Origin of the sequence: Staphylococcus sp. FSL W8-0056, from assembly GCF_037963075.1 — a bacterium.
GTDB classification, from domain to species: domain Bacteria; phylum Bacillota; class Bacilli; order Staphylococcales; family Staphylococcaceae; genus Staphylococcus; species Staphylococcus aureus.
Genome location: NZ_CP150142.1, coordinates 2139766 through 2159287, shown reverse-complemented (window position 1 = coordinate 2159287; position 19522 = coordinate 2139766). Strand labels below are relative to the sequence as shown.

22 protein-coding genes and 1 pseudogene are annotated in these 19522 nt (G+C 31.6%); 17 read left to right on the top strand and 6 right to left on the bottom strand.

Annotation, left to right across the window (positions count from 1 at the left end; all coding sequences use genetic code 11):
• Positions 1-10: 10 nt before the first annotated feature.
• The 4 genes from hlgB to sbi form a co-directional block, all read right to left on the bottom strand.
• The gene (hlgB, locus tag NSS86_RS11050; RefSeq protein WP_000783428.1) at positions 11-988 is read right to left on the bottom strand and encodes a bi-component gamma-hemolysin HlgAB/HlgCB subunit B; all 978 of its coding nucleotides are present in this window, start codon (positions 986-988) and stop codon (positions 11-13) included.
• A 1-nt stretch (position 989) separates the two neighbouring features.
• Positions 990-1937 carry a bi-component gamma-hemolysin HlgCB subunit C gene (hlgC, locus tag NSS86_RS11045; protein WP_000916704.1) on the bottom strand — a complete coding sequence of 316 codons (948 nt, stop codon included), beginning with the start codon at positions 1935-1937 and terminating at the stop codon, positions 990-992.
• Between the two features lie 566 nt (positions 1938-2503).
• On the bottom strand, positions 2504-3433 hold the full coding sequence (gene hlgA / locus NSS86_RS11040; RefSeq protein WP_000594519.1) for a bi-component gamma-hemolysin HlgAB subunit A: 930 nt from the start codon (positions 3431-3433) through the stop codon (positions 2504-2506).
• 535 nt (positions 3434-3968) lie between these two features.
• Complete coding sequence (gene sbi / locus NSS86_RS11035; protein WP_000792559.1) at positions 3969-5279, bottom strand: immunoglobulin-binding protein Sbi; 1311 nt, start codon at positions 5277-5279, stop codon at positions 3969-3971.
• A 94-nt stretch (positions 5280-5373) separates the two neighbouring features.
• On the opposite strand from sbi, the gene NSS86_RS11030 reads away from it, so the two are divergent.
• From NSS86_RS11030 to NSS86_RS11020, 3 genes are all read left to right on the top strand, one after another.
• Complete coding sequence (locus NSS86_RS11030) at positions 5374-5478, top strand: hypothetical protein (RefSeq protein ID WP_001789935.1); 105 nt, start codon at positions 5374-5376, stop codon at positions 5476-5478.
• 620 nt (positions 5479-6098) lie between these two features.
• On the top strand, positions 6099-6965 hold the full coding sequence (locus tag NSS86_RS11025) for a cation diffusion facilitator family transporter (RefSeq protein WP_000019127.1): 867 nt from the start codon (positions 6099-6101) through the stop codon (positions 6963-6965).
• Between the two features lie 326 nt (positions 6966-7291).
• Complete coding sequence (locus tag NSS86_RS11020; RefSeq protein WP_001125208.1) at positions 7292-7978, top strand: 2,3-diphosphoglycerate-dependent phosphoglycerate mutase; 687 nt, start codon at positions 7292-7294, stop codon at positions 7976-7978.
• 153 nt (positions 7979-8131) lie between these two features.
• Here the strand turns inward: NSS86_RS11020 and NSS86_RS11015 are convergent, their stop codons facing one another.
• Positions 8132-8236, bottom strand: a complete 105-nt coding sequence (locus NSS86_RS11015; protein WP_000762708.1) for a putative metal homeostasis protein — start codon at positions 8234-8236, stop codon at positions 8132-8134.
• 173 nt (positions 8237-8409) lie between these two features.
• Here NSS86_RS11015 and mdeA point away from each other — a divergent pair, with 173 nt between their 5' ends.
• The 4 genes from mdeA (at position 8410) to NSS86_RS10995 (ending at position 12177) form a co-directional block, all read left to right on the top strand.
• The gene (gene mdeA, locus NSS86_RS11010; protein WP_000038968.1) at positions 8410-9849 is read left to right on the top strand and encodes a multidrug efflux MFS transporter MdeA; all 1440 of its coding nucleotides are present in this window, start codon (positions 8410-8412) and stop codon (positions 9847-9849) included.
• A 120-nt stretch (positions 9850-9969) separates the two neighbouring features.
• Entirely contained in the window at positions 9970-10749 is a 780-nt protein-coding gene (locus NSS86_RS11005) for a transporter substrate-binding domain-containing protein (RefSeq protein ID WP_000825921.1), read from the top strand.
• Complete coding sequence (locus NSS86_RS11000) at positions 10730-11449, top strand: amino acid ABC transporter permease (RefSeq protein ID WP_000479576.1); 720 nt, start codon at positions 10730-10732, stop codon at positions 11447-11449. Before NSS86_RS11005 ends, NSS86_RS11000 begins: the two co-directional genes overlap by 20 nt.
• Complete coding sequence (locus tag NSS86_RS10995) at positions 11446-12177, top strand: amino acid ABC transporter ATP-binding protein (protein ID WP_000615461.1); 732 nt, start codon at positions 11446-11448, stop codon at positions 12175-12177. The genes NSS86_RS11000 and NSS86_RS10995 overlap by 4 nt, the downstream gene beginning before the upstream one ends.
• Before the next feature lie 96 nt (positions 12178-12273).
• Here the strand turns inward: NSS86_RS10995 and fmhA are convergent, their stop codons facing one another.
• Positions 12274-13524: a FemA/FemB family glycyltransferase FmhA gene (gene fmhA, locus NSS86_RS10990; protein WP_001012225.1), complete on the bottom strand. Its 1251-nt coding sequence runs from the start codon at positions 13522-13524 to the stop codon at positions 12274-12276.
• A 254-nt stretch (positions 13525-13778) separates the two neighbouring features.
• On the opposite strand from fmhA, the gene NSS86_RS10985 reads away from it, so the two are divergent.
• From NSS86_RS10985 to NSS86_RS10940, 10 genes and pseudogenes are all read left to right on the top strand, one after another.
• Positions 13779-14141, top strand: coding sequence for a DUF4467 domain-containing protein (locus NSS86_RS10985; protein WP_000819843.1), 363 nt, complete (start codon positions 13779-13781; stop codon positions 14139-14141).
• 18 nt (positions 14142-14159) lie between these two features.
• On the top strand, positions 14160-14759 hold the full coding sequence (locus tag NSS86_RS10980) for a DsbA family protein (protein ID WP_000162810.1): 600 nt from the start codon (positions 14160-14162) through the stop codon (positions 14757-14759).
• Positions 14760-14786: 27 nt separating this feature from the next.
• A complete protein-coding gene (locus tag NSS86_RS10975) occupies positions 14787-14867 on the top strand; it encodes a hypothetical protein (RefSeq protein WP_223197974.1) in 81 nt (26 codons plus the stop codon).
• 164 nt (positions 14868-15031) lie between these two features.
• A complete protein-coding gene (locus NSS86_RS10970; RefSeq protein WP_000584499.1) occupies positions 15032-15283 on the top strand; it encodes a type II toxin-antitoxin system Phd/YefM family antitoxin in 252 nt (83 codons plus the stop codon).
• Complete coding sequence (locus NSS86_RS10965) at positions 15283-15549, top strand: Txe/YoeB family addiction module toxin (RefSeq protein WP_000113265.1); 267 nt, start codon at positions 15283-15285, stop codon at positions 15547-15549. The genes NSS86_RS10970 and NSS86_RS10965 overlap by 1 nt, the downstream gene beginning before the upstream one ends.
• 34 nt (positions 15550-15583) lie before the next feature.
• Positions 15584-15655 (top strand): annotated as a pseudogene (locus tag NSS86_RS10960) (hypothetical protein); the annotation flags it as partial.
• A gap of 188 nt (positions 15656-15843) precedes the next feature.
• Positions 15844-17391 (top strand): zinc ABC transporter substrate-binding lipoprotein AdcA, encoded by a 1548-nt coding sequence (gene adcA, locus NSS86_RS10955; RefSeq protein WP_339302246.1) that lies wholly within the window; start codon positions 15844-15846, stop codon positions 17389-17391.
• 185 nt (positions 17392-17576) lie between these two features.
• Entirely contained in the window at positions 17577-18044 is a 468-nt protein-coding gene (locus tag NSS86_RS10950; RefSeq protein WP_000153347.1) for an SRPBCC domain-containing protein, read from the top strand.
• Positions 18045-18127: 83 nt separating this feature from the next.
• On the top strand, positions 18128-18310 hold the full coding sequence (locus NSS86_RS10945) for a hypothetical protein (RefSeq protein WP_000230292.1): 183 nt from the start codon (positions 18128-18130) through the stop codon (positions 18308-18310).
• 216 nt (positions 18311-18526) lie between these two features.
• Entirely contained in the window at positions 18527-19351 is an 825-nt protein-coding gene (locus tag NSS86_RS10940) for a formate/nitrite transporter family protein (protein ID WP_000572038.1), read from the top strand.
• Positions 19352-19522 lie beyond the last annotated feature (171 nt).

Genomic DNA, 19522 nt, shown 5'->3' with positions numbered 1-19522 from the left:
GTTTTACTAGCTATTTATTGTTTTCAGTTTCTTTTGTATCTAACAATTTCACTTTGTGATTTTCCCAATCAATTTCATATGTTGATTTAAATGTTCTAGTTTTAAAGTTTTTATAATTTGCGCCTGCCCAGTAGAAGCCATTCCAACGAATTTGGTATAAATCCATTTCACGTTGATAAGTTACTGTAATTTTAGATTTTTTAGCGCCATCTTGTCTGTGTGATAGTACGCTTAAAAATTCTGGATTGAAGTTACTTCTAGATAATAATGGCATTTGGTGTTGCGCTATGAAGTTTTGGCCAGCGTATGCACTGCTTTGTCTGCCAGCTAAGAAGAGTTCATTACCATATGTTGGGTGGAAGCTATCTCTTCCATAAGGTCCCCAACCATTATTCATAATTTTATGTGCTTCAACTCCCCAGCCAACATTTTTATAATTTGTGTTGCGACTTAATGTTGTTCTGTAACTTTCTTGTTTATAATTAATTGTTTCAGAAAAAGCTGTATTTCCATTAAGTCCACCAGATAAACCATTAGAGATACTAATGTCACCACCAAATGTATAGCCTAAAGTATTTTGAACTTGAAACTCTTCATTTTGATTTTTTGGTGCATAATCAACGACGTTTACTGAATCATTAGATTGTGAGCTTATAGATACATTGTATTTAGCTCCCCAATATAATTTTGAAAAGTCATAGTCATTAGGATTAGGTTTCACAAAGCCTGAGTTAATATTCCCAGTAGCTTTAAGTACTAAAGTATCTTTATCATAACTTTTATCTTTGATGAAATTAAATGTTAAAATCTGTGAAATTTTAAACTTATCAGAATCTGCTGTGGCTGTTGTTTTGTATAAAGTAACTTTGTCATCGACTTTTTTTACGCTGACTGGTGTTATTTTACCTTCAGCATTAGCAGTACCAGAAAGTAATAATAATGCCATAGATGTAGCAACGGATGATTTGACTAATTTATTCATTTTCATATCAATTCTGTCCTTTCACCTTGATTTCATGAGTCTTCCAATTGACCTCGTATTTAACAGTATAGTTTCTATTTACGAATGCATTATGGACTCTATGTCCGTCTAAATAACTGTTGCCATAATGCGTTGATCTTTTAATGGCATGAGTGACATCCATGTTTCTTCCGTAAGTAATTTCAAATTCGCTTGTATCGCTTGAACCTTTTTCATGAGATACTGTGGCGATAAATGAAGGGTTAAATCCACTTTGTACAAGAGGAGGTAACTCACTGTCTGGAACGAAATAATCTCTAGGATCTTTACTATGAGGTTTGTAGCCTACAAATAAATCGCTATCAAATGCTGATTTTTGACCTGATTCAGTGGCGAATGAATTCGCTTTGACGCCCCATAAAACACTTTTTGAGTTTTGTTGTTCTACTTCACTTACATAATTTTGTTGTGTATAGCTAATCGATTTAGAATAGTTAAATGATCCATTACCACCGAGTGATGGGGCTGATTGGAAATTACCACCGATATTGTATCCTAATGTCTGACTCACGTTTGTAGATTCAATTTTATTTTTAGGTAAATAATTAATTAAAGAAACATATTTATCATTTGTTTTTAAACCAATATTATATTGGAATGGCCATCGCATAGCTTTAACATGATTAGTTTTTTTATAGTTGTAATATGTTGTTCTAGAGCTAATGAATCCTTGCATCTTTAATATCAGAGCATCTTTGTTATATTTTTTATCCTTCACAAAATCAAATTGAATATTTTGAGTCACGCCCCATTTATTACTTGTTTTATCTTCTGTCCTTTTGATAATTTCTATATCGCTTCCTTTACCGATGTCTTCAGTATCGTTGGCAGCTTTAGCATTTTCTAATAACGGATTGGCAAGAGGGGCAAGTAAGCTCACAGATAAAGTTGTAGCTAATATTTTATTTTTAAGCATAAGTTTCACTTTCTTTCTATAATTTTATTTAACTTAATTAAATAATAATATATTTTGGACGTTATTATAATTAACTGTTCATTAACAATTGACCATTATCAACTTTTTTTACAATTAAGTTAAAAATGCCATAATTCCGTTCAATTTAACCTTTTTTGTTTGGAATGCTAAAAGCTAATTTTGTGAGAAATATAGTTAATAAAACCTTGGTATTGTTGACAGTTGTAAACAATTTAAGGTAACCGATTGCACGAATGTCTTGCTTTTATTTTTAATTAATGTTTGTAAAATACAAATTGTTCTTTTTACGATTTTTGATGAATCCATCTAAAAGTTAATTATTTATTAACTTGAGAATATTTATTTAAGCTTTCAACTTAAATGGATTCATTTGTATTATTTGTGTATCTACTCTGGTGCGATACTTTGTTCTTATAAAAATCAGTTGTTATTATTAAATTTAATGTACGATAAATTAATTTAATGTTATGAGGCTGATTCAATATGTTAAAAAATCCTGAGACAAGTATGAAGTGTCCCAGGATTTTTTAAAATGATTGAACTGTTTACTTAGGTGTGATGCTTTTAATTTTTACTTCATGTGTTTTCCAGTTCACTTCATATTTAACTGTAACGTTTCGGTTTTTAAAAGCATCATGTTTTCTATCAACGGCTAAACGATGTCTTGTCACGTAAGCATATGTAGCATCCATGTTTCTGCCGTAAGTGATTTCAAACTCGCTTTTATCACCTTTACCTCTTTCGTGTGACAATGTTGTAATAAATGATGGATTAAAGCCACTTTGAATTAAAGGAGGTAATTGATTATCTGGGACGAAATAGTCTCTTGCTGCTGGACCAGTTGGGTCTTGTGCAAATAAGTATTGATCATATGCAGATACTTGACCATTCGGTGTAACGAATGAATTTGCTTTCACTCCCCATTTAACACCTTTAGAGTTCTGACTTTCTACTTCAGTAACATAGTTTTTTTGATTATAACTAATTGTTTTAGAGTAGTTGAATGAGCCACTGCCTCCGATTGATGGCGCTGATTGGAAGTTTCCGCCGATATTATAGCCTAATTTCTGACTAACATCTGCTGAATCAATTTTATTTTTAGGAAGATAATTGATTAAATCAACATTAGAGTCTTTCGTTTTCAAACTGATATTATATTGAAATGGCCATATCATTCTTTTAATATATGGATATTTTTTTAAGTCTGAATATGTTGTTCTAGAGCTGATGAAGCCTTGCATCTTAACAACTAGGGCATCTTTGTTATATTTTTTATCTTTTACAAAATCAAATTGAATGTTTTGAGTTATAGCTAATCGTTTGCTAGTAATGTCTTGTGTTCTTTTGATGATTTCTGCACCTTGACCGATATCTTCTATCTTATTTTCTGCTTTAGAAATTTCTATAAATGGATTGGCTAAAGGGGCTATTAAACCAACTGCTAAAGTTGCTGTTAATATTTTATTTTTAATCATAGAAATCACTTTCTTTCTATTTAATTTTAAGTTCATATATATAATAATCCATTTGTAAGCGTTTTCGAATTAACTGTTCGTTAAAAGTTAATTACTATCAACATGTATTGAAGAGACATTTTTAGCATTGTTAAATGATGTTTTTGCATTATGTTATGTTTAAAAGATTTATTGGTCGCAGGCGTTTATATAGCGACATAACTATGTTTTGCAAGTCTTATTCTATTGAATTGTTGTTTAATTATGGTGCTTGTAGTGGAAGAGGAATGGATTTCGCAATAGTTTGTGAAAATTTGAAGTTAATAAAGTTGAGCTGATTCAACTAAATGATGAACTATTCGTTAACGATGTAAGGATTATTTAACAAGTTGCAGGTAAAGAAGTGGACTGACAAATAGCGAAGAAACATTTAATTGATGGAAAATAAAAAAAGAACCACAGATTCGATTGAGAATCAGCGGTTCTTTTTAATCACGGTTTATTACGAAAATTATTTAAAAAATGATGTAAAACTAGAGAAGATATTTTTGATTGATTATTTCCAGAATGATAATAAATTACTTAATGTATTTTTGATTGATGATGCAGTTTCTTGAGCTTTAATAGCTGTTTTTACTAATGTTGGGTTTTGGTAGAAAGTATATAATACTTTACCAGTATTGATTGACTCAGTTACATAGTTTCTTACTTGTGCATATGATTTAGCTAAGTAGCCGTTTTTATCATCAACTTTCAATGGTTGGATGTAAGATTTAGAACCACTACCTAGTACTGTTAATACTGTTTGATCAATCGCACCTTTGTATTTATAGTACGTATTATAGTAGTACTTTGCTGTATCATATTTTTCTTTATAGCTTTTATAAGTATCTGTTAAATACTTGTAACCATAGTTAAATGAATCTTTTAATGATTGGTAGTAACCTAATAATTTAGATTGAGGAACCTCAACTTTTGGTGATTGGATTTGAGGGACTTCAACTTTTGGTGATTCTGCTTTAGGTTTTTCAATTTGTGGTGATTGAATTTGAGGAGCCTCAACTTTTGGCGCCACTTTCTTTTCAGCATCTTTTTGAGCTACTAATGCGTCTAATTGTTTCTGTAAATGCTCTTTTACATCCATAGGTGCTTTGTTAACTTCACGTTGTGCTAAACGTCTGTTTTCAATTGAATCTTTTTCATTTAATTTTGAGATTGCATCATTTGCTGATTTCACACGCTCATCATGACGAACGATTGCTTTTTCAATTGAAACTTTTTCTACAAAGCGGTTATTTTTATCGCGTAAATCTTTAGGTAATTTTGAGTTAGCTTCATATGCTGCTGATTTATCGTGTGGTGCTTTGTTATCTTGGAAATCTTTAATTGCTTTATCCGCATTTTCAATATTTTGACGTTCTTTAGCTTTAGAAGATTGTACTGATTCTACCCAAACTTGTTGGCTTCTATCAGGGTTTTCTTTAATTTGTGCAATGTAATTATTTTTTTCTTGTTCAGTTAAGTTATCATTTTTAAGAACATTGTAAAAAGCGTTTTGTTGTGCAACACGTCGGTCTGGGTTCTTGCTGTCTTTAAGTGATTCAGAGAATACTTCTTGTGCACGTTCTGGGTGTTCGCGTAATGTTTTGATGTATTGGTTACGTTGTTCTTCTGTGATACCTTTTAGATGTAATACTTGATAAAAAGCTTTTTGTTGATCTGTTACGTAGTTGTTTTGAGTTGTTTGGTGCTTAGTTGAAGTTTGTTGCGTGTTTTCACTCGCTTTTGCTTCCCCATTTGAAATCATTGTAGCTAAAGTAATTGTTGCTGCCCCAACTAGCAACTTCGAGATATATTTATTTTTCATGTGTATTCCCTTTCTTTTTACATATTAAATTTATTGTATGCTTTTAGAATTTATCACATGAGAATACAAATGGAAATTAACTAATTATTAACTAATGTTAACTAATAGATTAACTAGTGTTAACTATGTAAAAAAGCGTTTAATTCAGAACATTCAGCGTATTTTAAGTAAGGAAGTACTATATGGAGAAATGCAATAGTTTGCTAATAAATAGAGGAGGAAATTGTCTTTCGAAGAGAGTTTGGTAGAGTAGAAATCTCATTTAATTTGTCACTGATGCACTTTTTCTTCTATATAATTAGGTCACGACATTAGATAGCTTCGCAACTAATGCATAGGGTCCCAACATAGAAACTTTCGAGGCGAAAGTTCACAAACAGGAAGAGTTGGGCGGCTTTCTAGCTCATAAAATTCGCAGAAAATAAAGGAACGCATTAGATAGCTTCGCTACTAATGCATTGGGTCCCAACATAGAAACTTTCGAGACGAAAGTTAACAAACAGGGAGAGTTGGGTGCCTTTCTAACAAATAAATTTGAAGAAGACGAAGGAACGCAGTTGGACGTAAAACGTCAACTGCATAAGCCTTTCTAGCTCATAAAATTCGCAGAAAATAAAGGAACGCATTAGATAGCATCGCTACTAATGCATAAGCCTTTCTAACAAATAAATTTGAAGAAAGGCTAAAAATTATTTTTAGGGGTTGCGAATGAATAAATTAGTTTAATTTTATAAAAATTTATAAAAATTAAAAACGTTGTAAAATTAAAATGAATCATTCATAATATTGTTACTATACTAATTCAAGGTGGTTCAACGCATGTCTCATAATGAAAATCTTAAATTGGCGCAACGCGGTGCTTATTTGAGTTTAATTGTATATATAATCTTATCTATTGTTAAGTATGTCACGGGTTTTGTCTTTAACTCTGCAGCTGTAAGAGCCGACGCATTAAACAATATGACAGATATTATCGTTTCTTTAGCTGTTATTATTGGATTGAAAATTTCAATTAAACCTGCCGATCGAAATCATCCTTATGGCCATTTGAAGTCTGAAAATATTTCTTCATTATTGGTGTCATTTGTCATTATGTTTGTAGGTATCCAAGTAGTTATTCAAAATGCACCTCGTTTGTTCAAAGAAGATGACGTTGTACCTAACGCAATAACAATTATCGTCAGCTTAATCAGTGGTCTTGTAATGTTGATTGTATTTGCAGTCAATCAAAGACTAGCGAAAAGAACGAAAAGTAGTTCTTTAAATTCGGCTGCCAAAGATAATTTATCAGATAGTTTAGTCAGCATTGGAACAGCGATAGGATTAATTTTTACGCAAATCGGTTTCCCAATTGTCGATATTATTTTAGCAACATTACTAGGCTTACTAATCGTTTATACTGGTTTTGGTATTTTTAAAGAAGCAATTTTTATGTTGAGTGATGGTTTCAATGAAACTGAATTAGAAGCGTATCGCAATGATATTTTAGAAGTTGATGAAGTACAAGAAGTTAAAAGTATTAAAGGGCGTTACCATGGAAGTAGTGTGTTTATTGATGTCACAATTGTTGTAGATGCTAACCTTTCCTTAGTAGAAGCGCATCAAATTTGTGACAATGTCGAACATCATTTGCACAAAAAAGGTATTTCCTCAGTATACGTTCACCCAGAACCAGACCATCTATAATGTATTTAAACGTCTTCATAGATATATAAATATCTGAGGAGGCGTTTTTATTACATCTATTTTTAGGCTTACCTAAAAATATTTTTTAAACCTTAGAAAAATAGCGAACAAAGGTGTATAATATGATTTGTTATTAGGTGGTTATTGATTCATTTATGAATTAAAAAATGAAAATGGGGAATAGGATTTATGTATTTAATGTCTAGTGATAATTGATTTAATCATTGAATTTTAAAATATATTGAAAAGAAAATTACTAAGATTAAATCATCTTAAAATATCCCTGAAATAACGTCCTAAAGATTAAAGGAAAGAGGTTATAAGTTATGCCAAAATTAATTTTATGTCGTCATGGACAAAGCGAGTGGAATGCTAAAAACTTATTTACTGGATGGGAAGATGTTAATTTATCTGAACAAGGTATTAATGAAGCGACTAGAGCAGGTGAAAAAGTAAGAGAAAATAACATTGCCATCGATGTAGCTTTTACATCGTTATTAACACGTGCTTTAGATACAACGCATTATATTTTAACTGAATCTAAACAACAATGGATTCCTGTATATAAAAGCTGGCGTTTAAATGAACGCCACTATGGTGGATTGCAAGGCTTAAATAAAGATGATGCTAGAAAAGAATTTGGAGAAGAACAAGTACATATTTGGCGTCGTTCTTATGATGTGAAACCACCTGCTGAAACCGAAGAACAACGTGAAGCTTACTTAGCTGATCGTCGATATAATCATTTAGATAAACGTATGATGCCTTATTCTGAAAGTCTGAAAGATACTTTAGTTCGAGTGATACCATTTTGGACAGATCATATTTCACAATATTTGCTAGATGGTCAAACGGTATTAGTTTCTGCACACGGAAATTCAATTCGCGCATTAATTAAATATCTTGAAGATGTGTCAGATGAAGATATCATTAATTATGAAATTAAAACAGGTGCACCGCTTGTTTATGAATTAACGGATGATTTAGAAGTTATAGATAAATACTACTTATAAAAAAAGAGCTGCATGTACACAAGGAGTGAGTGTATATGCAGCTCTTAAATATGTGAAGTAATGTAAGGAAATAGTTAAGTATAGAGTTTATATTAACGAGCTAGGGATACTCGAAAATATAGTTAGACATACAATATAGTCAAATTAAAACAATTATTTCGCTCTTTTGTGTTGCTTAATAATCTTTAAAGCACGCTTTCTTGTTTTAATGTTAGGGCTATTTAAATTTCGACGAGCAGTCTGTAAATCTAATTTCATCTCTATCCCTCCTTGTAAATATATTATGACCGATAACTACTCATATGTAAATAGTAATGATTACGTTTTAAAGAAATTGTAATAAAGTCGTGCTAATTTTTTGGAAAATGGGTATAATTACCGGATATCTAAAAATGTGTGTCGTTTTTTAGATGGTGAGGGGGAAGCTTTAAATGTCGAAGAAACAAAAATTAACGATGATTATTACTATGCTGATGGGTGGATTTTTTGGATTATTAAATGAAACACTATTAGTGACGGCTTTACCAAGTATTATGAAAGATTTTGAAATTTCATATACACAAGTTCAATGGCTGACAACAGCTTTTTTATTGACTAATGGGATTGTTATTCCTTTGTCCGCGCTTGTTATACAACGTTATACAACAAGACAAGTGTTTTTAGTGGGTATTTCTATCTTTTTCTTAGGTACATTACTCGGCGGCTTGAGTCCGCACTTTGCAACATTATTAGTTGCTAGAATTATTCAGGCGTTAGGCGCAGGTATTATGATGCCATTGATGATGACAACGATTTTGGATGTTTTCCAACCGCATGAACGCGGTAAATATATGGGGATATTTGGTTTGGTAATTGGTTTAGCACCAGCTATTGGACCTACTCTTTCAGGTTACCTTGTTGAATATTTAAACTGGAGATCGCTTTTCCATGTTGTCGCTCCAATTGCAGCTGTTACATTTTTAATTGGATTTAAAACGATAAAAAATGTTGGAACTACAATTAAAGTACCTATTGATTTTATTTCTGTCATTTTTTCTGTACTAGGTTTCGGCGGGTTATTGTATGGAACGAGTTCAATTTCAGAAAAAGGTTTTGATAATCCTATCGTATTAGTATCTATGATTGGAGGCGTTGTTTTAGTCGCATTATTTGTATTACGTCAATATCGGCTATCAACACCATTATTAAATTTTGCTGTATTTAAAAATAAACAATTTACAGTTGGTATCATTATTATGGGTGTCACAATGGTATCGATGATTGGTTCGGAAACGATTTTACCTATCTTTGTGCAAAATTTATTGCATCGTTCAGCTTTAGATTCTGGATTAACTTTATTACCAGGAGCAATTGTTATGGCATTTATGTCGATGACTTCGGGTGCTTTATATGAAAAGTTTGGTCCTAGAAAGCTTGCTTTAGTAGGTATGGCGATTGTTGTTATTACTACGGCTTATTTTGTTGTAATGGATGAACAAACATCAACAATCATGTTGGCAACAGTTTATGCGATTCGAATGGTTGGTATCGCGTTAGGATTAATTCCAGTAATGACCCATACGATGAATCAATTAAAGCCAGAAATGAATGCACACGGTTCATCTATGACAAACACAGTACAACAAATTGCTGGTTCTATCGGAACAGCTGCATTAATTACTATTTTATCTCATGCAAGCAAAAACTTTTCTCCAACTATGTCAGACTATAATGGCATGAACAAAATTGATATGATGAATCAAATTAAAGTTGATACGATGTTGCATGGTTATCACGCTGGATTTTTATTTGCATTATTGATTACAGTTGTTAGTTTCTTTTGTTCATTTATGTTACAAGGGAAGAAAAAAGAAGTTGATTCTCGTCAATAAATATAAGTTGCTAGCTATATAAAGCTTTTTAGCAAAAGTTCAACATATTGACTTATCCGGCATTTCAGATTAAAATATTTTTATTCCGATTAGAATAATAAGAATAAGGAGATATATTCTATGAAAAGACTTTTATTTGTGATGATAGCTTTCGTTTTCATATTGGCTGCATGTGGAAACAATTCGTCGAAAGACAAGGAAGCTAATAAAGATAGCAAGACAATTAATGTTGGTACTGAGGGGACTTATGCACCATTTAGTTTCCATGATAAAGATGGTAAATTAACTGGTTACGATATTGATGTTATTAAAGCAGTGGCTAAAGAAGAAGGTTTAAAACTTAAATTTAATGAAACTTCTTGGGATTCTATGTTTGCAGGTTTAGACGCAGGGCGTTTTGATGTAATCGCGAACCAAGTAGGTATTAATCCTGATAGAGAAAAGAAATATAAATTTTCTAAGCCTTACACATTCTCAAGTGCTGTTTTAGTTATTCGTGAAAATGAAAAAGATATTAAAGATTTTGATGATGTTAAAGGTAAGAAGTTAGCACAAACATTCACATCTAATTATGGTAAATTAGCTAAGGATAAAGGTGCTGATATTACAAAAGTTGATGGCTTTAACCAATCAATGGATTTATTATTGTCTAAGCGTGTTGATGGTACATTTAATGATAGTCTGTCATACTTGGATTATAAAAAACAAAAACCTAATGCTAAGATCAAAGCAATCAAAGGTAATGCTGAACAAAGTAGATCTGCATTTGCATTTTCTAAAAAAGCAGATGATGAAACAGTTCAAAAATTCAATGATGGCTTGAAAAAAATCGAGGAAAACGGTGAATTAGCTAAAATAGGTAAGAAATGGTTTGGTCAAGATGTTTCTAAATCTAAATAGCGAACAACAACATGCGCTAGATGCTGCAAAACAAGCTTTCGGACCTATGCTAGAAGGTTTGGTCAAATATTCAATTCCTATTACATTAGTTACATTTGTTTTAGGATTGATTATTGCATTATTTACAGCATTAATGCGAATTTCAACGAGTAAAATTTTAAGAAGTATTTCACGTGTCTATGTATCTATTATTCGAGGAACACCAATGATAGTACAACTATTTATCATATTTTATGGTATTCCAGAATTAGGTAGATTATTAACAAATGACGCTGACAACCAATGGACATTGGCACCTGTAGTGGCTGCTATTATTGGTTTATCATTAAATGTAGGTGCGTATGCTTCGGAAATTATTCGTGGCGGTATTATTTCTATACCGAAAGGACAAACAGAAGCTGCATATTCCATCGGTATGACGTATGGTCAAACGATACAACGTATCATTTTACCGCAGGCAATTCGAGTGTCGATTCCTGCACTAGGTAATACATTTTTAAGTTTAATCAAAGATACATCATTATTAGGATTTATTTTAGTGGCTGAAATGTTTAGAAAAGCTCAAGAAGTTGCGTCTACAACATATGAATATTTAACAATTTATGTGTTAGTTGCGCTAATGTACTGGGTGGTATGCTTTATTATTTCAATTATCCAAGGTATCTATGAATCTTATATTGAAAGAGGGTATCGCTCATGATTCAATTGAACAATATCCATAAATCATTTAATGATGTTGAAGTCATCAAAGGTATTGATTTATCTGTTGAACAAGGTGAGGTTGTAACCTTAATCGGTCGATCTGGTTCAGGTAAAACAACATTGTTACGTATGATTAATGCATTAGAAATTCCAACTGAAGGTACAGTTTATGTTAACGGCAAAACATATACATCTAAAGATAAAAAATCACAAATAGAAGTTCGTAAACAGTCTGGCATGGTATTTCAAAGTTATAACCTTTTTCCGCATAAGACGGCATTAGAAAATGTAATGGAAGGTCTTATCACAGTTAAAAAGTTGAAAAAGGATGAGGCACGTGGGAAATCACTTGAGTTACTTGAGAAAGTTGGTTTAACACATGTCAAAGATCAACGTCCACATGCATTATCAGGTGGTCAACAACAACGTGTTGCTATTGCAAGAGCACTAGCAATGAACCCTAAAGTGATGTTGTTTGATGAACCAACATCTGCACTTGATCCTGAACTTGTGAATGATGTTTTAAAGGTTATTAAAGATTTGGCTAATGAAGGCATGACAATGGTCATTGTGACACATGAAATGCGTTTTGCAAAAGAAGTATCTAATAACATTGTATTTATTCATGAAGGCATGATCGGAGAACAAGGGGCTCCAGAAGAGATGTTCAATCGTCCGAAAACAGAAGAATTAAGACGTTTCTTAAATGTTATAAATGAAGAATAATCAAATAAAACCACGTATCATGTTTTAGTATGGTGATGATGCCATATACATGATGCGTGGTTCTTTGTTATGTTGTCATAATCTTGGAGCGATATTTTAACGACGTTTATGATTTAAGTACGTTTGTACCTTATATAGTAATGGTTTGATAGGCTTAATAAAGTCACCGATATACTCTTCTACATGTGCGTTAAAACCTTTTTTGAATTGTTGGACGCCATAGTCTTCTGATGACTCTGAATAGTCACCGGTAATACCATAAAAATTATAGCGATCAATATGATGCGCTTTAGCAAACTTAATCATTTCCCACTGCAAATGGTAGGCACCCATATAAGCATTATATTTAGGGTTTGAACCACTAGATAAGTAATAAACTTCATGCTCATTGTAGATAAATAAAGCAGAAGCTAAGTTTAAGACTGCACCATCTTGTTCAATTTGTTCTATTGTATTGTCGATTTTACGCTTATTGCTATTTAGCTGTTGTTCTAGCTGTGTGCGTTTCGTTTTATTTTTCTTTGAATTAGGACTTTCTTCCAATGCTTCTTCAACACCTGAGAGTTCAGCTGTTAATTGTTGTTGCTTTAATTGTAACGTTTTTAAATACTCGTTTAAATCAATATACGCCAACTTTAACATGGCGTGGTCATCGTATAACTTTTGCATTTCTTCAAAGTATGGTAACTCACGGAATTTGAAACCGTGCTTTTCCTCAGCCATATGGAATAAGTCGAAAAAAGTTTGCGTTTCATCAATCGTTAACGTTTTAGTTTTGACACCAATATCATATGTTTTTTTAATATTACGTCTCGTTTGATAATCCATTTCTTTTAAAAGTTGGTCTTCAGTCTTATCTTTTAAATCTAACACTGACAGCCAACGGATTTGGCTCATTGAATCATAACCTACAGGGAAACCTTGGTGTTTATAACCTAATTTATCCATTGTTCTAACAAATGCTCGGTTATCATAAGATTTAACAATTTCACCGTCTGCATTGCGTAAATTTTCAATTAAATATGGATCTACAAGGACATATAAACAATTGTGTTTCTTTAAATATGACGTTAATGCTTTAAAGAAAAATGCTACTAATGATTGATTTGTATAATCCATCACTGGCCCGCGATGTGTATAAAAATATTTGAAAAATTTAAGTGTGCGTGCTTCTGTCAATAAGCATCCTGCAATCACTTGACCATTGTCATCTTTAACCCCTACAAGATGCACATCGCCTTTTAAATCAACTCTATGATTGTAATGAATAGCTGATTGTGTGTAATGTGAAAAATGCTTTGTTGTAAACGCATTGAACTCATCCGAAGTCAACGTTACAAAGTTCATTTTATCCCATCCCTCTCTGAATTGAACTGTAATTTTTGAATTTATTAATAATGCTATTTTTTTATTTTATCAAAAACTGATTACAAATACACATAGAAAATGAAATATATTTTTCTTTGACTATACATAACTGTTATTTCTTTGGATATTTATATTAAATGCATTGGTAGTAGTTGTAGCGCATTAATGTTTGACGGTGTATAGTATTAATTATATTGAAAGTTAGTTGGAAGTTGATAGTAGGAGTGGGAGCATTGAAGCGATTTGTGGCGACGGTATTATTATTACTAGTCTTTATATCAGGATGTGGTAATGATAAATATGTGAAAGAAATAGATGAAGCAGTTAAAATTCAAAATCAAAAACAAGAACAACTTGCCAAAAAAGGCAACGGTGATCGTGTTGATCATTTTGAACGCAAAGATGCTAATATTTATGTCTATGATAAGGATAAAATTATCATTTTAGCTTATAAACCTTTGAGTAATGATGATGAAGTGCATTATTATGCATATGATTTTAGTGATAAACGTGTATCATATAAGCAAGATTTTGATTCGAGACGATATTATCAACAACATGATGCGGATTATCATGAAGAAAATATGACGAACTAGATATGAACAGGAGTTATTATGACTAAAAAATTACTAACATTATTTATAGTGAGCATGTTAATTTTAACAGCTTGCGGTAAAAAAGAATCAGCAACGACATCCTCGAAAAACGGCAAACCATTAGTTGTCATATATGGCGACTATAAATGTCCTTATTGTAAAGAATTAGATGAAAAAGTCATGCCAAAGTTGCGTAAAAATTATATAGATAATCACAAAGTGGAATACCAATTTGTCAATTTAGCTTTCTTAGGTAAAGACTCAATTGTTGGTTCGCGTGCGAGTCATGCAGTATTGATGTATGCACCTAAATCATTTTTAGATTTTCAAAAGCAATTATTTGCTGCCCAGCAAGATGAAAATAAAGAATGGTTAACAAAAGAACTATTAGATAAACATATTAAACAACTGCATTTAGATAAAGAGACGGAAAATAAAATTATAAAAGATTACAAGACAAAAGATAGCAAGTCTTGGAAAGCTGCAGAGAAAGATAAAAAAATAGCGAAAGATAATCATATAAAAACGACACCAACTGCATTTATTAATGGCGAGAAAGTTGAAGATCCATATGATTATGAAAGTTATGAGAAGTTATTAAAAGATAAAATAAAATAGTCTTAATTGTTGAGATAAGTAAGTGATATCAATTTATTAGGACAATATGAAAAGGCAATTTCTATTAGCGATATGATAGAGATTGTCTTTTTAATGTATGAAGTCTAAATAGGTAGAAATTATCATGTAAACATTGTTTAGTAGGGAATCAGTACAGGATAGGTATTGATTCTTCCCCGTGCGAAATCTTGATTAGTAGTTTTTTTCTGTGTCGCTTGTTTTATTGTACAGATATTTGTACAATTGAGGTGTGTTAAAAGGAGGCGATAAATATGATTATTAAAAATTATTCATACGCTCGACAGAATTTAAAGGCACTTATGACAAAAGTAAATGATGATAGTGATATGGTAACTGTAACATCTACTGATGATAAAAACGTAGTAATCATGTCAGAATCAGATTATAACTCCATGATGGAAACACTTTACCTCCAACAGAACCCAAATAATGCTGAACACTTAGCTCAATCAATTGCAGATCTAGAACGTGGGAAAACTATAACGAAAGATATAGATGTATAATGGCTAGGTTAAATATTACGTTTTCGCCTCAAGCCTTTGAAGATTATAAGTATTTTCAGCAGAACAATAAAAAAATGGTGAAGAAGATTAATGAGTTACTTAAAAGTATTGACAGAAATGGTGCATTGGAAGGTATAGGTAAGCCTGAAAAGTTAAAATCGAATCTGACTGGGTATTATAGTAGACGTATCAATCACGAACATAGATTGGTTTATACAGTAGATGACAATCATATAAAAATAGCATCATGTAAATACCATTATTAAATATAAAAGTCACACTATAAAAATAGGGTAAGTTATTTTAGGACAATATGAAAAGGCAATTTCTATTAGCAATATGATAGAGATTGTCTTTTTTTCTTATATTATGACGTTCGTAAATACTATAAAGTTTTCTGTATCATATTTGTACAATAGTCATGTATTAGATAAAACGAAAAGTGGTAAATACCTAAAGTATGATTCGACTTTATATTATTTATAAAAACAGTGCTTGTATTTTAAGTAGCATGAGTATATAATTTTAAAACGTAAAGATTACTATTTAGGAGGGTGACTATGAAAAAGAAATTAGGTATGTTACTTCTTGTACCAGCCGTAACTTTATCATTAGCCGCATGTGGGAATGATGATGGAAAAGATAAAGATGGCAAGGTAACAATTAAAACGACAGTTTATCCATTGCAATCATTTGCAGAGCAAATTGGTGGAAAACACGTGAAGGTATCATCAATCTATCCAGCAGGGACAGATTTACATAGCTATGAACCAACACAAAAAGATATATTAAGTGCAAGCAAGTCAGACTTGTTTATGTATACAGGGGATAATTTAGATCCGGTTGCTAAGAAAGTTGCATCTACTATCAAAGATAAAGATAAAAAACGGTCTTTAGAGGATAAATTAGATAAAGCAAAGCTTTTAACTGATCAACACGAGCATGGTGAAGAGCATGAACATGAGGGGCATGATCATGAGAAAGAAGAACATCATCATCATGGTGGATATGATCCACACGTATGGTTAGATCCTAAAATTAACCAAACTTTCGCTAAAGAAATTAAAGATGAATTAGTGAAAAAAGATCCAAAACATAAAGATGACTATGAGAAAAACTACAAAAAATTAAACGACGATCTTAAGAAAATTGATAACGATATGAAGCAAGTTACAAAAGATAAGCAAGGTAATGCAGTATTTATTTCACATGAATCAATTGGATACTTAGCTGATCGTTATGGTTTTGTTCAAAAAGGTATTCAAAATATGAATGCTGAAGATCCATCACAAAAAGAATTAACTAAAATTGTTAAAGAAATTAGAGATAGCAATGCTAAATATATTCTTTACGAAGATAATGTTGCGAATAAAGTGACTGAAACAATTCGTAAAGAAACAGATGCGAAGCCTTTAAAATTCTACAACATGGAGTCTTTAAATAAAGAACAACAGAAAAAAGATAATATTACGTATCAATCATTAATGAAATCGAATATTGAAAATATCGGTAAAGCTTTAGACGGTGGTGTTAAAGTGAAAGACGACAAAGCTGAAAGTAAACACGATAAAGCAATTTCTGATGGGTATTTTAAAGATGAGCAAGTTAAAGACCGTGAATTAAGCGATTATGCTGGTGAATGGCAATCTGTTTACCCTTACTTAAAAGACGGTACGCTTGATGAAGTGATGGAACATAAAGCTGAAAATGATCCGAAGAAATCTGCTAAAGATTTAAAAGCTTATTATGACAAAGGATATAAAACTGATATTACTAACATTGATATAAAAGGAAATGAAATTACATTTACTAAAGATGGTAAGAAACACACTGGTAAATATGAATACAATGGTAAGAAAACATTGAAATATCCTAAAGGTAACCGTGGCGTGAGATTTATGTTTAAATTGGTCGATGGTAATGATAAAGACTTACCGAAATTCATCCAATTTAGCGATCACAACATTGCACCTAAAAAGGCAGAACACTTCCATATCTTTATGGGTAATGATAATGACGCGTTATTAAAAGAAATGGATAACTGGCCAACATATTATCCTTCAAAATTAAATAAAGACCAAATCAAAGAAGAAATGTTAGCACATTAATTCAACAGGTTTGCACACTCTACTCAACTGTTAATAGCTGAATAGAGTGTGTTTTTTATTTCGTAGTTATCAATTTCAACAGAGGGAATGATTAATATTACTATAGTTTATAACAAATGGTTTGGTAACATATGTTACTCAATGCATGTTAAGATGAGTAAATATAAAAGATAGGGAGTGGGAAGATGACGATTAAAGTTGAAGATAATAAAATTATTTTTTCAAGAACGATAGAAGCACCGATTGAAAAGGTGTTTGATGCCTATACGACAAAAGAATTATTTGAAAAATGGTTTCATCCAAAAGGGGCTAGCACAAAAGTATTTCGCTTTAATGCTGTTTCAGGCGGTGATGCATTTTATGCGATTAAAACACCTACAATGACCAGCTATACATTAGCAGAATATAAAACGGTTAAGCGTCCATATTTAATTGAATATATTGACTCATTTGCGACACCTCAAGGTGCAAAAGATACAAAAATGCCAAGCATGAAAATTACTTTGTCATTTTCCAAGAGCAATACAACGAAAACGACAGTGACATCAACATCGGTATTTCCAACAAAAGAAGCCGCTCAACAAGTCATAAACATGGGTGTTGAACAAGGTATGAATCAAACTTTAGATCAACTTGATGCTTTATTGAAATAAAGTTGTTGAAAATATGTAAAAACTTTTTTGTTTCATTCGGTTTATAATAATCTTGTAATATTATAAAAATGAGGGATGATTCGATGGTAGAACGTTATATCAAAGTTTTAATATTATATATTTTCACAACACTACTATCTTCTATTTCAGTAACGTCAAAATGTGTACCTAATAAAGTTATAAGGTTTATTTTACGTACTGCAATTGGTTACAGTATATTTGCATATGGTTTACATTACTTTTCAAATTTAAAAAAGAATAAGTAATACTTTACATAAAGCGAGATAAAATGAGCGTCGTAATATCTTAAATCATAAAGATATTAGCCAATCACGCGATTTATCTCGCTGTTTTTATGAAAGAAAACTACATTTTTGAGAGAATAAAAAGATTTTTCTGAAATTTAATCTATCAATTACATTGATTTACTAATATAATTAGAAAGTAAATTTTATTTGATCAAAGTAAATGGGGGAAGTACTGTGATAGAAAATAAGAAAACAGTTGAAGATACATATTCAACAGGCGCAATTGTTGATTCAATATCATCTTCAGTACAAATGAAGCAAGTAATGGTACAGCAAACACCTGGCCGATATATGCTTAAAGCAATGATGGCCGGATTTTTACTCTCAATCGTTACTGTATTTATGTTCGGAATAAAGACGCAGTTTGCGAATACTCACGTAGATGGACTTATCAATTTAATGGGAGCCATTGCGTTTAGTTTAGGTTTGATTTTAGTTGTATTAACTAACTCTGAATTATTAACAAGTAACTTCATGTACTTTACAGTAGGCTGGTATTATAAAGTCGTTTCTGTTAAGAAGATGACTTGGATTTTATTATATTGTTTCTTAGGAAATATTTTAGGTGGGTTTGTGTTATTTTTCTTAATGAAATTTGCGCATGTCATGACACCTGAAATGACACAAGCTTTAACAGCTTTAGTTCAGAAAAAGACTGTTGATTCAACATGGTTGAATATTTTTACAAAAGGTATTTTCTGTAACTTCTTTATTAATATTGGTATTTTCATCTCTATGCAATTCAAAGGCGGCTTAACAAAGGCATTCTTCATAGCTTGTGGTGTCGTGGTCTTTGTATACATGGGATATGAGCACGTTGTGTTCAATGCAGGTCTATATGCAGGTATGGTATTCTTTAACCTTGATGCAGTTTCATGGTTACATGTTTTAAAAAATATCGTTTTTGCTTTCTTAGGTAACTTTGTCGGTGGCGGTATTTTTGTAGGTCTCGTTTATGCTTTCTTAAATGGTAAGCGTAATCGTTTAGAGCAACAATAATTAAGATGTAGTGATTAAATAGCGTAACAATGAATCATTCTTCCAAACCATTCATGAATTTGAATGGTTTTTTTACGTTGAGAGAGTAATTTTTAATAAGTTTCATGAGAGTATTGGTGTATTCAGATGAAGCATACTTTCTGACATGTGATAAATTTATTGATACACTTT